A 15,979-nucleotide genomic window follows, 5' to 3' on the forward strand; every position below is an offset into this window, starting at 1 on the left:
TATCAAAAAATAAGGAGCATGATTTCTATGATAAGGTTAATTTAGTAAGTTTTGAGCAACTTATTTTAAAAGTTAAGGATACTAGAAATTATTTGGTCGATTAATAACTGATTAAATTACATGAAGACTTTATTTACTATAGCCGTTTTGTTTTTTATTGTCAATACCAATTTCGCCTATTCGCAGTGCAGAGAATTGGCTAAGAAGGATTGTAAGCCTTTATTGGAGAAATACATACACGACGGAAACTATAATGGAGTTGTTTTAAATGTTGATGAAGAAGTTGAACTTCATAAAGCATTTTTTAGTGGACAAAAGTATAGAATGGTAGTTTGCAAAGAAGATTTTCTACCACCAATTCATTTTAAGGTTCTAAATTCCGATTTCGAAGTTATTTTTGATAATAAAGATGATGGATACAATAACAAATACGACTTTGAAGTGGAAGAATCACAAACTTTAATTATCTCCATGAAATTTGTGACTGAAAATAAAGAATACGATAAAAGTATGAATGGTTGCGTTGTTATGCTTTTTGGATTAGAAATGTAACACCTAAAATCATAAAGAAGACTCCTTAGTAGGAGTCTTTCTTCTATAATTTTTCTTTTAAATATTGTCCTGTATAAGATTGTTTGCATTTGGTAGCTTCCTCAGGAGTTCCTTCAAAAACAATTTTTCCTCCGTTATTTCCACCTTCCGGACCAAGATCGATTAACCAATCAGCACTCTTAATAATTTCCATATTGTGCTCAATAATGATCAGAGTATGTCCTCTTTCTATTAGAGCATTAAACGCATCCATCAATTTGTGAATATCATGAAAATGAAGTCCTGTTGTTGGTTCATCAAAAATGAAAAGGCAAGGTTCTGCTTTTTCTTTTGCAAGGAATGACGCCAATTTTACCCTTTGACTTTCTCCACCACTTAAGGTGCTCGATGATTGTCCTAATTTAACGTATCCTAAGCCAACATCAACCAATGGTTTTAAACGTTGAGCAATTTTCTTTTCAATGCTGCCTTTTGATACACCAAAGAATTCGGTGGCTTCATTTACGGTCATTTCCAATACATCATGAATGTTTTTGCCATTGTATCGAATATCTAAAATATCATCTTTAAACCGTCTGCCTTTGCAGCTTTCACATTGAAGGTAAATATCAGCCATGAACTGCATCTCAACCTTTATAATTCCTTCTCCCTGACATTCATCACATCTTCCGCCATCAATATTAAAAGAGAAGTGTGAAGCTTTAAAACCAGCATATTGAGATGCTTTCTGATCTGCGAATAGCTTTCTGATTTCATCATATGCTTTCAAATAGGTAACAGGGTTCGATCGTGAGGATTTACCAATCGGATTTTGATCAACAAACTCAATGTTTTTCACCAATTGCAAATCACCTTGAAGTAGATCAAAATGACCACTTTTATCGGAGTAACCACCATAGTGTTTTTTAAGAGCAGGATACAAAATTGTTTTCACCAAGGATGATTTACCAGAACCACTTACCCCTGTAATCACAGACATAATATTAAGAGGGAACTTGATATTAAGTCCTTTTAAGTTATTTTCTCGAGCGCCAATAATTTCTATATAATTGTTCCATTTTTTTCTATTTTCAGGAACAGGAATAGTTCTTTCTTGCGAAATATATTGTGAGGTTAAACTTTTGTTTGATTTTTTTAAAGCACTTAAGTCACCTTCAAAAACAACTTCACCGCCAAGTCTGCCAGCATGTGGACCAATATCAATAACATGATCTGCAGCTAGAATAATATCTTCATCGTGCTCAACTACAATTACCGTATTGCCTAAATCGCGGAGTTGTTTTAAAACCTTAATCAACAAATCAGTATCGCGTGAGTGAAGACCAATGCTTGGTTCATCAAGAATGTAGAGAGATCCTACCAGACTGCTTCCCAATGATGTTGCCAAATTAATTCTCTGAGATTCACCCCCAGATAAACTACTTGAAAGTCGATTTAAGGTAAGATATCCCAAACCTACATCGGAAAGAAATTGTAGTCTGTTTCTGATGTCTACCAAAAGCCTTTTGGCAATTTGTTCTTCGGTTTTGCTTAACTCTAAATTTTTGAAGAAATCGTTCAGATCGGCGATTGGCATTAGCACCAAATCTTGAATGTTTTTCCCTTCAATTTTTATGTAACCAGCTTCTTTTTTTAGTCGAGTGCCTCTACAATCAGGGCAAGTGGTTTTGCCTCGATATCTTGATAGCATTACACGATATTGAATTTTGTATTGTTTAGATTCCAGATATTTGAAAAATGTATTTAATCCTTTAAAGTGTTTGTTTCCGGTCCACAATAAAAGCTTTTGTTCATCACTCAATTCAAAATATGGTCGATGAATCGGGAAATCAAATTTATCGGCAGCATAGATTAATTGATTTTTCCACTCCTGCATCTTTTCGCCTTTCCAGCAAACCACCGCATCATCGTAAATGCTTACTGTTTTGTTTGGAATAACCAAGTCTTCATCAATTCCAATTACTTTTCCAAAGCCTTCACATTTCGGACAGGCACCCACTGGGTTGTTAAAACTAAAAGTATGAACATTAGGATCTTCAAATTCGATTCCATCGGCTTCAAATCGATTCGAAAAAGAGTAGGTTTCTCCTTCAAACATTACCAAACATTCACCCTTTCCTTCGTAAAATGCAGTTTGCAACGAATCGGCTATTCTGTTTTGAGTATCTTCATCGGACGAGACACGAATTCTATCGATAACAATATGAATTGACTTGTCTACTGGAATGATTTCAGGAGCTTCAAGTACATCGAAAATTTTATAAATTTTTCCATCAATTTCAATACGCGAAAATCCTTGCTTTGAAAGCACTTCAAGCTGTTCTTTTTTGCTTCTGTCACCATTTAGCATTTCTGCTAAAATCATTACAGGCAAATCTTCTTTTTGCTTTAGAATAAAATTAACAACATCGCTAATCGTATGGCGTTTTACCAATGTATTTGAAATTGGTGAATAAGTTTTACCAATCCTTGCAAAGAGTAACTTTAAATAGTCATATATTTCAGTGGATGTTCCAACCGTGGATCTAGGATTCCTTGTGTTCACTTTTTGCTCAATAGCAATTGCCGGTGGAATACCTTTTATAAAATCTACTTCAGGTTTATCTATTCTCCCAAGAAACTGACGTGCGTAAGCTGATAAACTTTCCACATATCTTCTTTGGCCTTCGGCGTACAAAGTATCAAATGCAAGTGATGACTTTCCCGATCCTGAAAGTCCTGTGATCACAATCAATTGATTCCTAGGAATCTTTAAGTCGATGTTCTTTAAGTTGTGAACTCTTGCACCTTTTATATGAATAAAATCTTCTGAAAATTTCTCTGCCATCTGTCTTTTATATAATTCTATAAGGAGTTGAATTTATATCTTGAAAACGAATTTCCAAAGTTATTTAACTTCTAAAGATTTTCAAATCTCAGGAAAAATTAGTTTATTGCAAACTGTTACCAGTTTATGAAACCCAAATAAAGGAGATACTGCTTATAGAAAAATTTTTACGCTGTTTAAAAAATAAATAGTTGTGAATTTGAGACAAAATAATCCTACCGATTATGATCTCGTGAAGCAGTATATTGATGGTAACCAAGAATGTATTGATAAATTAATCAATCGTCATAAGGATAGAGTTTATACCTACATCTATCTGATCGTAAAAAATCATCAGCTTACCGAGGACATTTTTCAGGACACTTTTATAAAAGTGATCCGATCGTTGCGTTTAGGCAAATATCAAGACAATGGTAAATTTTTAGCCTGGGTTTTGAGAATCGCACACAATCTGATAATTGATCATTTCAGAAGAGAGAAACAAAGTAACACTTTCTCGAAGGATGATTACGAATTGGATATATTCAATTCCAATAAATTCTGTGAAGGCAATTGTGAAGATGATTTGATTCGTGATCAAATTCATGATGATATAAGAGAGTTGGTTAAGGAACTGCCGGCAGATCAGAGAGAGGTAGTAATCCTTAGGCACTACAAGTTTAAGCTTTAAGGATATTGCCGAAGAAACCGATGTGAGTATTAATACTGCTTTGGGTAGAATGCGATATGCATTAATTAATATGAGAAAGATTATGGAAGAAAGAAATATGAGTTTAACTTTTCATTAGTTTTTTATTTGATTTTAGTAGGCCGGAAATATTTTCCGGCTTTTTTTGTTTTTGGAATACTAAATCAAAATCGTAGGCGTTTTAAAATAAAACAAATTAGCTAATGATGCCTATGAATGAAATTTACTCTTTATTACAACATGATGTTTTATTTTCACCTAAAGAAATGCTTAAGTTGCTTGATAGAATTTCGGATTTAAACCTATTTGATTCATCAGATTTATACAATTTATTGGATGACTTTAAAGTGAAAGCGTCAGGAGAGATTGTAGAACGGATAAAAACATTTAATCGGTCAACAGTTAATGTTGATATTAAAATGCCGGATATTAGGGAATTGATGATTGAATTAAAAAAAATGGAACGACCATCGTTCCATTTTTTTTGTGCCTTATTTTGCCAATTCAAAAAAATCCTTGTAAATTGATATCAAAATAATATCAAAAAGATTTAAATATGAAACAAGAACAAACTTTTTCGGCAATCTCTGGTTTTGCAATGGTATTTGTGTGTTTTCTTCTTCTTTTAGGAGGAATTCTAGGTATTATCTTTTTAAGAAATCCCGTATTTGCACTTCTAATCCTATTGTTTATACTTTGTATGCCTGGATTTACAGTGGTTAATCCAAATCAATCTGCAGTATTGATTCTTTTTGGAGCTTATAAAGGCACCATTTTAAACAACGGATTTTTTTGGGTAAATCCTCTATTTGTAAAAAAGAAGATATCTTTACGCGCTAGAAACCTAGACAGTGATCCAATTAAGGTGAATGACAAAATTGGTAATCCAATAATGATTGGGGTTGTTTTGGTTTGGAGAGTTAAGGATACTTACAAGGCAGCTTTTGATGTAAATAATTACGAAAATTTTGTTACCATTCAATCAGAAGCGGCAATTCGAAATATGGCTGGCGCATATCCTTACGACAATTTCGAAGATGAGCAAGCTGAAATTACTTTAAGATCGGGTGGTAATGAAGTTTGTGAGTTGCTAGAAAAGGAATTAACAGAAAGATTAGCAATAGCTGGAATTGAGGTGATGGAAGCAAGAATTAATTATTTGGCTTATGCTTCGGAAATTGCAGGAGCAATGTTAAGACGCCAACAGGCTACAGCTGTTGTAGCAGCAAGATTTAAAATTGTTGAAGGTGCTGTAAGTATGGTAGAAATGGCATTGGAAGAACTTGCCGATAAAGATATTGTAAATTTGGACGAAGATAAAAAAGCTACCATGGTTAGTAATTTAATGGTTGTACTTTGTTCAGATAAAGATGCAACGCCTGTATTAAATACTGGTAGCTTGTATCAATAATTAATAAAATATGACTAAAAAAAAATCATTTGTTTTGCGTTTGAGTCCTGAGATGTTTAAGAAGTTGGAAAAATGGGCTGTGGATGAATTTCGTAGTACTAACGGTCAAATTGAATGGATTTTAAATAAAGCTCTTAAAGAAGCAGGCAGGTTGAAAGAAGAAAAAAAGAGTGATGATCACTCTGAATAAATAGCTAATTCACTTATGCGAAGACCATCTAATATGAAGTGAACCCCAAATATTGGACGGTTATAAAATAAGTTAATGATATTGAGTTCGGTATTTTACCGGACTCAATCCGTTTAAATGCATCTTAATTCTGGTGTTATTGTAATAATACATGTACTTCTTCAATTCCTTCAGAAAGTGTTGCATAGAACTAAACTCCTGCAAATATAACAACTCAGACTTCAGTAGGCCGAAAAAATTTTCAATAACCGCATTATCCAGACAGTTTCCCTTTCTTGACATGCTTTGTCTAACCCCTTTGTTTTTCAGCTTGTGCCTGTATGTAATATGCTGATAATGCCATCCCTGATCGGAATGTAATGTAAGATTGGTATTGTTAGGAATGACCTTAAAAGCTGCATCGACCATATCTGTAACCAAATCAAGCGTTGGTCTGTGAGTTATATTGTAACTGATAATTTCCTTATTGTATAAATCCATAATCGGCGACAGATAACATTTAGTACCAAAAAGAGAGAACTCCGTAACATCCGTGACCCACTTTTGATTAGGCCTATCAGATTTAAAGTTTCTTTCCAGAATATTAGGTGCAATTCTTCCCACATCTCCTTTGTAAGAACGATATTTTTTTATTCTGACCTTACATTTCAAGCCAAGTTCTTTCATTAGCTTAAGAACGGTTTTATGATTTAACTGCAGACCTCTGTTGCGCAGTTCAAGTGTTATGCGCCTATAGCCATATCGACCTTTATTCTGGTGAAAGATTTCTGTAATCAGCTTCTTTTCCAATGCATATTTGTCTTTGGTAGAGAGAAGATTTCGATGATAATAGAAAGTACTTCTAGCCATTCCATCCACATTCAACAGTATTGAAAGTGAGTGTTTCTGCCTTAATTCCTGGATGGTTAAAACTCTCAATTGTTTTTTTGAGTTTTCTGTTTCTGAATTAAGGCTTGTAACTTTTTTAAATAATCATTTTCAGCACGTAATCGTTTATTCTCCTGAAGTAATTTTTCATACTCACTTATAGAATCTATTTGCTTATTTTCTGACTTCTTTTTCATTTTGGGAGGTCTGCCTCTACGAGTTTCTTTAAACAATGCTGATGCTCCATACCTCTCAAAATCTCTTCTCCATTTAGATATAAGGGACTGAGTGATTAGATATTTTGCGGAAATTTGATCCAAAGATAAGCCTGTTTTAAGCATTTCTTCAATTAATTGCAGTTTAAAATCGCCAGTGTAGCGTATTTTATTTCTTAACGATAAACCATTTTTACCATGTAGCTTATAGGCATTAACCCAACGCCCAACTACTTTGGGACAGGTTTGCAATTCTCGTGCAACAGATAGGCAAGATCTTCCTTCGTTCTGTATTTTTAGAACTGCTTGTTCTCTATCCTCAATACTAAATTTGTTTCTCTTTTTTTTAGTCATAAAAACACCCCAAATGTTGTGTCCAACTTTTGGGGTGCAGTTCAATATTAGGTGGTCTTTTTAATTTATATCCATGTGAAAATATTATTTTAAATTAAACAAAAAGCACTTGCTCAAATTTCATTTTACTAATTTTTTGATTTTGTGTATCTTGTATATAAAAGATAGGGGACTTATACTATAGATATGAATAAATTGAGCACGTTTTACAAGAAAAGATTTGATGCATTTTTATTGCATCTGACAGAGGCTAAAAGTCTGAATGAGGATAGTGTACACAAGTTGCGCGTTGACATTAAATATATGAGAAGCCTGCTTTTACTTGTGGATGCGCTAGGCTTGGATACAGACATTATAGGAAAGTTGTTAAAGCAGTTAAGACCTGTTTTTAAATATTCTGGCCGTTTACGAACAATTCAGGTTTGTAGAAGTTTGGTTCTTCAGTGCAATGTAGAGAATCAGGAAAAAGTAATTCAGATTTTAGAAGAGGACCAGTTGATAATATCGAATGACTTCACTTTGGTATTGGAAAAATTCAAGCTAGATAAGTTTAAAAAACGAATGGAAAAGCTCTATCAAGTTATGGAAGGCATTCCTGCAACTGAATTGAGAGAAAAGGCTGATAAAATCATTCTTGATGAGCTTGACTTGATATACAAATTATGGGCATCTTCGCGAGGAGAAGAGAATTACCATGATATTCGTAAGTTTTTCAAAATTATTAAATCCTTACTTCAGTTATTAATTGCTGTGGAAAGTTCGGAAGATCTGGAAAGAGAATATAATATTGTGAATGAAACTGAGTGTACGCTAGGTAATTGGCACGACCGTAATGTTCTGGATGAGAAGTTAGCTAAAATTCAAAGCTTTGCTCCAAATTCAGAATTCAAATCATTGGTACGTGAAATAAAGAATAAAAACAGAAGTGAAAAGAATATTCTAGTTAAAGAATTCAAACAACAAATGCTGACTAACTTTTTAAAGTATTAAGCTGAATTATTCACGGCAAAATTATCTTGTTATTCTACATTAAATTACCATATATGGAGTTTAGCTTCAGTTCTATAGCTAAACTTTGGTAATGCTTGTCATTCTTTGCGCAGCTACTTTGTTGTTACAAGCTTGATTTATCTATTTCTCTTTGTCTTTAGAACTCTTGTATATTAAAGTAGTAACTGGGTTAGTCCTTGTTCTTCTTTTTGAAAATGTTCTTAATTCGTTGATATATCGATTTTCTATTTTCCTTTCTTTTTTCTTTTCTCTGTTTGCGTTCCATAAGCTTATCGCGATCCTTGGCTTTAACACCAAAAATATTCTTGAAAAATCCTGAATCTTTTGGCATGTAGTGTGGAATGTTTAATTGTGCAAGAATATCATTTTCTGGCTTTCTAATGGATGCGTAACTGTAGTTCGAGAAATTTCGATTGCTGCTCATTTTACTCATGAATTTGCCATAAATAGGCAAAGCCATACTTGCACCTTGTCCTAAAGTTAAGGAACGGAAATGCACACGCATGTCATCAGCTCCAACCCAGGCACCAGCAACCAAATTAGAATTGTAGCCAATATACCATCCATCAGCATGAGAATTTGTAGTACCTGTTTTCCCAGCCAAATCTCCTTCTAATTTAAAAACATTTCGCAGTGATTTACCGGTTCCATTATTTACAACAGCCTGCAGCATATGATTGATGATATCTGCGTTCTGAGGAGACAAAACAAATCTGTTTTCACCTCTTTCCTTCGATAAATCAGCAATTAAATTTCCATTTTTGTCTTCAATTTTTACCAGGTAATAGGGCTCAACATGCACACCGCGGTTGGCTAAGGTGGCATATACTTGAATCATTTCGAATAAGGAAATGTTTGCCGTTCCCAAAGCCAAAGATGGAACTTTAGGCAGATTGCTATCTACACCCATTTCCTCAGCCAGAACAATCGCATCTCTAATGCCAGTTTGCAAAAGTACATCTACTGCAATGGTATTTACCGATTCGGCCAAAGCACCTTCCATACTGTAGCTTCCTTCATATTTATTATCGGCATTTCGGGGTGACCAATTATCGTATTCTTCGTAAACTTTTCTCTCGTTTGGAAAATATTCAAATGGAGAAATTCCCTCTTCCAAGGCCGCTGAAAAAACTACAGGTTTAAATACAGACCCAACTTGTCTTTTTGCAGTAACATGGTCGTATTTAAAGTGATTAAAATCGATTCCTCCAACCCAGGCTTTTATTTTTCCTGAATGAGGCTCCATAGCTAAAAAGCCTGTGTTTAAAAGTTGAACGTAGTGTTTTATCGAATCGTTAGGGGACATGCTTACATTCTTTTCTCCAGACCATGTGAATATTTTCATGTCCACTTTTTCATTGAAAATCTTGTTGATTTCTTGTTCCGATTTGCCTGATTTTTTCAGCTCCTTGTATCGATCAGATCGGTGTTTGGCATCGTTAAGAATGTCTTTTCTATTGTCCCAAGGTTTTGAGCTTCCCCAATGCTTGTCAAATAAATTTTGAAGTTGCTTTAAATGTTCACTAACAGATTGTTCAGCATATGTCTGTAGCTTAGAATCCAGAGTTGTAGTGATTTTTAAACCATCTCTATAAATATCATAATAGCTTCCATCTTCCTTCGGATAATCTGCCAAAATCTTATTTGCTTCAATTCTGATTTTTTCTCTTAAATAGGGTGCTAAACCATTTTTCGAAGCCTGATTGTTATACTTTAATTCCAAAGGCAATGCTTTCAGTTGCTTTGCTTGCGATTCTGAAATGTATTCATATTTGACCATTTGATTCAAAACAACATTTCTTCTCTGTTTTGATCTTTCAGGATGTAATCGTGGATTGTAATAGGTTGGAGCTTTAAGCATTCCGATTAATACAGCGCATTCATGTGTTTTTAAAGCAGAAGCCTGTTTGCTGAAAAATTGTCTGGATGCACTCTCAATTCCAAATACATTTTCACCAAAGGAGACGGTATTTAAATACAGCTGTAAGATTTCTTTTTTGGAATAAATTTTCTCCAATCTCGATGCAGTTATGGCTTCCCTGATTTTATTAACAGGCATTGTTAGGGCACCATAATGTTTTCTGTTATAAAGATTTTTTGCAAGCTGTTGACTCAAGGTACTTCCTCCACCTGAGCTACGATCTCCCATGATCAAAGATTTTACCAAAACGCGAAGCATACTTCTTTGATCTACGCCTTGATGTTCGTAAAAACGTGCATCTTCAGTAGCAATTAATGAGTTAATTACATTGGGTGAAATATCCTTAAAACTGACATTGGTTCTGTTTTCAGCATAAACTCTACCCAAAATAGCACCATCTTCGGAGTAGATTTCGGAGGCATCTGCATTTTTAATGTTTCGCAAAGTGTAATAATCTGGCAATTTACCCCATAACCCAAGGTATACCGATGAAAACAACAAGCCAAGCCCAACAATAGCACACGTTATTGCTAGTAATCCCAATCGAATGATGTACGATTTAATACTTCTTTTTTTAGTTTTTCTTTTTGTAGAAGTTCTTCTTTTGGAATTCGGTTTTCTGCTTACTGTTTTTCTTGTTTTCGCCATATTTAAAATTCTTGATGCTACTATTATTCAACGAATAATCACGATAAAGATTATATCTCTTTGTAAAACATTACTCACTGAAAGTTCAAAAATAGTTATAAAAACTAATTTTTTGATTAATTTATGAAACAGACTTTATTATGAATCGTATTAAAATGTTGATGAATAATTTAAAATTCACCATAAAGTGGAATTCTACTACTCATTTATACCTATAGAATGAAAATTGATAAGCTGAGAATTAATTCAATTGATGAATTGTTAAATATTAAGGAACCATGTCTTAAAACAGACTTGATAATTGTTTTTGGATATAGAAAATTAATATTGAACAAAGAATTTACATTAGCGCTGAAGAATCATTATCCTGAAGCAGTTTTATTTGGGTGTTCTTCTGCAGGTGAAATCTCAGGAATTGAAGTTGCAGATGGTTCTGTAGTGATTACAGCAATTGAATTTGAAAATTCTAAGGTAAAATTAGAATCCATTAAAATTGAACAGAATACTGATAATAAGTTGCTAGGTGCAAAATTATTAGAAAAACTAGATAAGGAAGGATTAAAGCATGTGATGATTCTTTCTGATGGATTGAATATCAATGGTGCAGAACTTGTAAATGGCATAGAAAATGCACTGCCAGGAAATGTAACGGTTACCGGAGGTTTAGCGGGGGATGGTAGTGATTTCAACGAAACCGTTGTGTATGATAAATCGGGTAAACCTGTTTCTAATTGTATAGCAGCTTTAGGTTTTTATGGCGAAAAGGTTTCTGTAGGCTATGGTTCAAATGGAGGATGGGATAGCTTTGGCCTGGAAAGATTGGTAACCAAATCGAAAGGAAATGTACTTTATGAATTGGATGGAAAACCAGCTCTGCAACTTTACAAGCAGTTTTTGGGTGAAAAGGCGAATAGCTTGCCGGCATCTGGTTTACTTTTTCCTTTAAGCTTGCGAGAGAATGGTATACAGGAACCAGTGGTTCGTACCATTCTTGGTGTTAACGAAGAGGATCAATCCATGACTTTTGCAGGTTCTATTCCCGAGGGTGCCAATGTAAGGTTGATGAAAGCCAATGTGGACAGATTAATAAACGGAGCCGAAAATTCTGCGATTACCACTACCGAAATATTACCAAAGGACAGAGCCGAATTGGCCATACTTATTAGTTGTGTAGGGCGCAAATTGGTTTTAAAGCAGTTGATTGAAGAAGAGGTAGAAGCTGTTGCTGATGTAATTGGTAATGATGTTTGTATTACCGGATTTTACTCTTATGGAGAGATCTCTCCATTTCGCAAAAACACCCCGTGTAAGTTGCATAATCAAACCATGACAATCACTACAATTTCTGAAAAATAAAGCAATGCATCGACTACTAAAAAGACAAATCAGGAAATTTTTATCAATTGAGGAGCAAGAAAAATTCAAAGACTTTCTTGATGTCATCAATGATGCATATGTTGACTTTGATTCTGATATCAAGCAAATTGAAAATATTCTGGAAGAAAGTTCGCAAGAATTGTTTAATGTCAATCGTGAGCTAAAGAAAAATTTGGAAACCAAATCTGCTGAAATCAAAACAACAAGCTCAAGATTAGAGTCAATTGTTGAAAACATTAAAGAAGTGATTTTCCAAACCAGCTTCGACGGAGAATGGATGTATTTAAATCCGGCCTGGACGAAAATAACGGGCTTTGATTTGTGGTCGAGTGTTGGTACAAATGTTTTTGAATTTATACACCCCGATGATATCGAATTGTGCAAATTGAAATTTAAATATTTGCTGGATAATAAGGAGAAAACCAATCACTTCGAGGTACGCTTTGTGACCAAGTCGGGGAGTTACAAGTGGTGCGAAATAGAGGAGCGATTAATCATAGGAGAAGATGGTAAAGCAACTGGGGTATCAGGTTTTATAAAGGACATTTCGGATCGTAAAACTTTAGAAGAAGAGAAGAATTTAACCACTGAAAAATTCAGGATGATATTTGAAAAATCATCGGTGGCATACCTGATTATTAAAGAATCGAAATTTTTAGATTGCAACCAGGCTTGTTTAGATCTTTTTGGAGTGAAAGAGCGAGGAGACTTTATCGGTAAGTTTGTAAAAGATTTTTCACCGGAATTCCAGCCTGATGGCATTAAATCATCCGATAAGGCAATAGATTTAATTTACCAAGCCAGAGAAAAAGGCTTTAATAAGTTTGATTGGATTCATATGAAGAAGGATGGAATGGAATTTCCTGTTGAAGTCATTTTGAATCCTATACATTTGGCCGAGGGAAATATCCATTTTGTAGCGCTCAACGACCTGTCGGAACGAAAAAGGGTAGAATCGGAGTTGATTGCTGCCAAAGAAAAAGCAGAAGAGGCTACAAAAGCCAAGGCGCAGTTTCTTTCTACCATGTCTCACGAAATACGGACTCCAATGAATGCTGTAATTGGTGTTACGCATTTGTTATCTGAAAATGAGCCAAGAGAAGATCAGCTAAACAACCTGAATATTTTAAAATTGTCAGCTGATAATCTAATGACATTAATAAATGACATTTTGGATTTCAGTAAAATTGAAGCAGGTAAGATTGAATTGGAGAAAATCGACTTTAATTTCAGAAATTTTATCAATAATGTGACTGCCGGATTTTTTATGAAGGCAAAAGAAAAAGACCTCGAGTTTATTGTTGATATTGACCCTAAGATTCCGACATATCTTACGGGTGATCCTACCAGGTTATCTCAAATTATTACCAACCTGTGCTGTAATGCCATAAAATTTACCGATGAAGGTAGAGTAGTTTTAAAGGCTGATTTTAAAGGAAACTCGGACGATAGGGTGAGCATACAGTTTAAAATTAGCGATACGGGAATTGGTATTCCAGCAGACAAAAAAGATCAGATTTTCGAATCATTTTCGCAAGCAGATTCCAATACCACCCGATTGTATGGTGGAACAGGTTTAGGCTTGGCCATTACAGGAAAATTAATAGAGCTGATGAATGGTAGCATTGACGTGGAAAGTGAAACAGGAAAAGGAACCTCTTTCTTTGTAAATGTCGATTTAAAGATCAGCCTGAAATCCAAACCTAAGGTAAATTTTTCAGATGAACATTTTGCAGATTGTGAGAAACTGAAAGGAATGCACATATTGGTGGCGGAAGATAATCCAATGAATGTGCTAATTATAAAACAATTCCTTAAGAAATGGGATGTTACCTACGATGTTGCGAAGAATGGTAAAATTGCTTTGGAAAAAGTGCAGGAAACCGATTATAATATGGTGCTTATGGATTTGCAAATGCCTGTAATGGATGGGTATAATGCTTCTGAAAACATCCGAAAACTGAAAGGAGAAAAGTATCAGAAGTTGCCAATTATTGCGGTTACGGCATCTGCTTTTAACGAAATACGAGCCAAAGTTATTGGTGCAGGCATGACCGATTTCGTAACCAAGCCCATAAATCCTGAAGAGTTGTGCGTGAAGTTGGAGAAGTATGCTGATCGAAGTTACAGGCACTAGGCTTTTACCTTTTAGAGGAAAGCTATAAATATAAATCAAGGATCGAGATAACTGTATTGATTAGGCAATAATGAATTTTAGAGCATTTTCAAGTTGAATTTTTCCTTTTTAGGGAACCGTAGCGAAGCGAAGCTCGTGAACACAATTGAAAATTGAGTTTAATGTGAACAAAATCCCGACAGGGAAAAGGGTGAAAAAAGAAAAATATAACCAAAAATACACCCTTCTGGCTGTAGCCATCTTCCCTAAGAGGGAAGAATTCCTAAATTAAGCTAATTATAAATCCAAAAGCTAAATCTAATTTGTCGAAAGTCTTATTCTTTTGGTAATTTACTCTAGAAACTTGTAGCTAAACAAGAATCCAGTCTTTCAAATCCATCATGATGCACTGATTGGATAGATTTTCCTGTTCTAAAAACGGATATTTAATTTCTGATAGATACAAGCCCTGAGGATAGGCCAGATTTAATGGGGAAGGAGTGATTTGCTGATGCAATTGTTGCTCAAATTCCTCCAGGCTCAGTTTTCCTTGTCCAACTTCGAGCAACTGATGAACAATGATTCGAATCATTCCTTTTAAAAAGCGATTGGCAGTAATCTCGAATCGCAAAGAACCTGCATCAGCACTCTTGTAGATTTGCGCCTTGCTTACCTTACAAATGGTGTGGTTGTGTCGATCGGGCGTTTTGCAGAAGGCACGAAAATCCTTTTCGCCAATCAAGAGTTGGGCAGCCAATTGCATTTTTTTACTGTCCAGATCAAGAGAATAAAGCGAAGAGATATCGCTCAAATAGGGATTCTTGCTGGTGTGAATAAAATAATTGTAAGTGCGCTGACTGGTGCTGTGTTGTGCATGATTTTGTGGCTCAACCTGCTGAAAATCGAAAACAGAAATATCAGGCGGTAGCATTCTGTTAATGGCAAACAATAGCTTTTCATCAATCTGGCGACTCACATCGATATGGAAGTAATATTGCGATGCATGAACACCCGCATCAGTTCTGCCACAACCCATGCAATGTATTTTTTCCTTCAGAAACTTGCTCAATACATCCTCGATGCTTTCCTGTACACTGGTGGCGTTAATTTGCTTTTGCCAACCTCTGTAATTGCTGCCTTTGTAGGCGATATGAAAAAAATACCTGTATTTCGACATGAATTCTTATTTGTGCCCAAAGGTAGAAATAATTCTATTGAACGAGTAGGGAGGGTAATTTCTATACCTAAGCCTAGTAAAAATATCACGCAGATTTACAGGTTTGTTTAGGATTTGGAAAGTGAAAACTTTTAGAGTGAAAGAGTGATTTTTTATCTATCATAGATTTTAATTGCAATGCTTAGGCATATACTATTAAGTTAGTAAAGTCTTGGGATTGCAAAGTGTTTAAGGATGGGGTGAAAAGAGGTGTATCTCTAGAGTGATAATAAAAATAGAATTGGAAATAAGGAAGATAAAATAAGAGTGTGTGATTTGTGAAGTGCTTCGTTTGCTAGTGAATTATGAAATCAAATAAATGATTAAATTACTTTGTTAAATAAAAATAATAATATAAATTTGATAGGCTTGGAGAGTGGAAATTGTGGGAAGTAGGCATGAGAATAAGGAATTTTATGCCATGCTCATTTAGGCAAAGGCCAAAAATTGTCTTTTTGACTCGTACCTGTTTAGGCAAAGCTCAAAAAATAGACTTTTTACCCAATGCCGATTTAGGCAAAGCTCGAAAAATTGATTTTTTGCTCAATGCCAGTTTAGGTAAAGCCCAAAAAATGGATTTTTTGAA

12 protein-coding genes are annotated in these 15,979 nt (G+C 34.7%); 8 read left to right on the forward strand and 4 right to left on the reverse strand.

Annotation, left to right across the window (positions count from 1 at the left end; all coding sequences use genetic code 11):
- Positions 1-120 precede the first annotated feature (120 nt).
- Positions 121-552 carry a hypothetical protein gene (locus tag JCM15579_RS10870; RefSeq protein WP_054719892.1) on the forward strand — a complete coding sequence of 144 codons (432 nt, stop codon included), beginning with the start codon at positions 121-123 and terminating at the stop codon, positions 550-552.
- A gap of 43 nt (positions 553-595) precedes the next feature.
- Here JCM15579_RS10870 and uvrA read toward each other — a convergent pair whose 3' ends face one another.
- Positions 596-3,379: an excinuclease ABC subunit UvrA gene (uvrA, locus tag JCM15579_RS10875; protein ID WP_054719894.1), complete on the reverse strand. Its 2,784-nt coding sequence runs from the start codon at positions 3,377-3,379 to the stop codon at positions 596-598.
- A 193-nt stretch (positions 3,380-3,572) separates the two neighbouring features.
- Here uvrA and JCM15579_RS10880 point away from each other — a divergent pair, with 193 nt between their 5' ends.
- The 4 genes from JCM15579_RS10880 (at position 3,573) to JCM15579_RS10895 (ending at position 5,668) form a co-directional block, all read left to right on the forward strand.
- Positions 3,573-4,049: an RNA polymerase sigma factor gene (locus JCM15579_RS10880; RefSeq protein WP_245625876.1), complete on the forward strand. Its 477-nt coding sequence runs from the start codon at positions 3,573-3,575 to the stop codon at positions 4,047-4,049.
- A 230-nt stretch (positions 4,050-4,279) separates the two neighbouring features.
- Positions 4,280-4,594, forward strand: a complete 315-nt coding sequence (locus tag JCM15579_RS10885; RefSeq protein ID WP_157471438.1) for a hypothetical protein — start codon at positions 4,280-4,282, stop codon at positions 4,592-4,594.
- 29 nt (positions 4,595-4,623) lie between these two features.
- Complete coding sequence (locus tag JCM15579_RS10890; RefSeq protein ID WP_054719897.1) at positions 4,624-5,478, forward strand: SPFH domain-containing protein; 855 nt, start codon at positions 4,624-4,626, stop codon at positions 5,476-5,478.
- Positions 5,479-5,488: 10 nt separating this feature from the next.
- A complete protein-coding gene (locus JCM15579_RS10895) occupies positions 5,489-5,668 on the forward strand; it encodes a type II toxin-antitoxin system antitoxin (protein WP_054719900.1) in 180 nt (59 codons plus the stop codon).
- A gap of 72 nt (positions 5,669-5,740) precedes the next feature.
- Here JCM15579_RS10895 and JCM15579_RS22305 read toward each other — a convergent pair.
- A protein-coding gene (locus JCM15579_RS22305) for an IS3 family transposase (RefSeq protein ID WP_373280238.1) occupies positions 5,741-7,104 on the reverse strand; the annotation gives its coding sequence in 2 pieces (ribosomal slippage) (positions 5,741-6,621 and positions 6,621-7,104; 1,365 coding nt in all).
- A 186-nt stretch (positions 7,105-7,290) separates the two neighbouring features.
- On the opposite strand from JCM15579_RS22305, the gene JCM15579_RS10910 reads away from it, so the two are divergent.
- Entirely contained in the window at positions 7,291-8,094 is an 804-nt protein-coding gene (locus tag JCM15579_RS10910) for a CHAD domain-containing protein (RefSeq protein WP_054719906.1), read from the forward strand.
- A gap of 190 nt (positions 8,095-8,284) precedes the next feature.
- Here JCM15579_RS10910 and JCM15579_RS10915 read toward each other — a convergent pair whose 3' ends face one another.
- A complete protein-coding gene (locus tag JCM15579_RS10915) occupies positions 8,285-10,684 on the reverse strand; it encodes a penicillin-binding protein 1A (protein ID WP_054719909.1) in 2,400 nt (799 codons plus the stop codon).
- Positions 10,685-10,903: 219 nt separating this feature from the next.
- Between JCM15579_RS10915 and JCM15579_RS10920 the strand changes: the two genes are divergently transcribed.
- Positions 10,904-12,040 (forward strand): FIST signal transduction protein, encoded by a 1,137-nt coding sequence (locus JCM15579_RS10920; RefSeq protein WP_054719911.1) that lies wholly within the window; start codon positions 10,904-10,906, stop codon positions 12,038-12,040.
- Between the two features lie 4 nt (positions 12,041-12,044).
- On the forward strand, positions 12,045-14,198 hold the full coding sequence (locus JCM15579_RS10925) for a PAS domain S-box protein (RefSeq protein WP_054719915.1): 2,154 nt from the start codon (positions 12,045-12,047) through the stop codon (positions 14,196-14,198).
- A gap of 349 nt (positions 14,199-14,547) precedes the next feature.
- On the opposite strand, the gene truA is transcribed toward JCM15579_RS10925, so the two are convergent.
- Positions 14,548-15,354: a tRNA pseudouridine(38-40) synthase TruA gene (truA, locus tag JCM15579_RS10930; RefSeq protein ID WP_054719917.1), complete on the reverse strand. Its 807-nt coding sequence runs from the start codon at positions 15,352-15,354 to the stop codon at positions 14,548-14,550.
- Positions 15,355-15,979 lie beyond the last annotated feature (625 nt).

It is taken from the genome of Marinifilum fragile JCM 15579, assembly GCF_001310955.1.
Lineage (GTDB): Bacteria > Bacteroidota > Bacteroidia > Bacteroidales > Marinifilaceae > Marinifilum > Marinifilum fragile.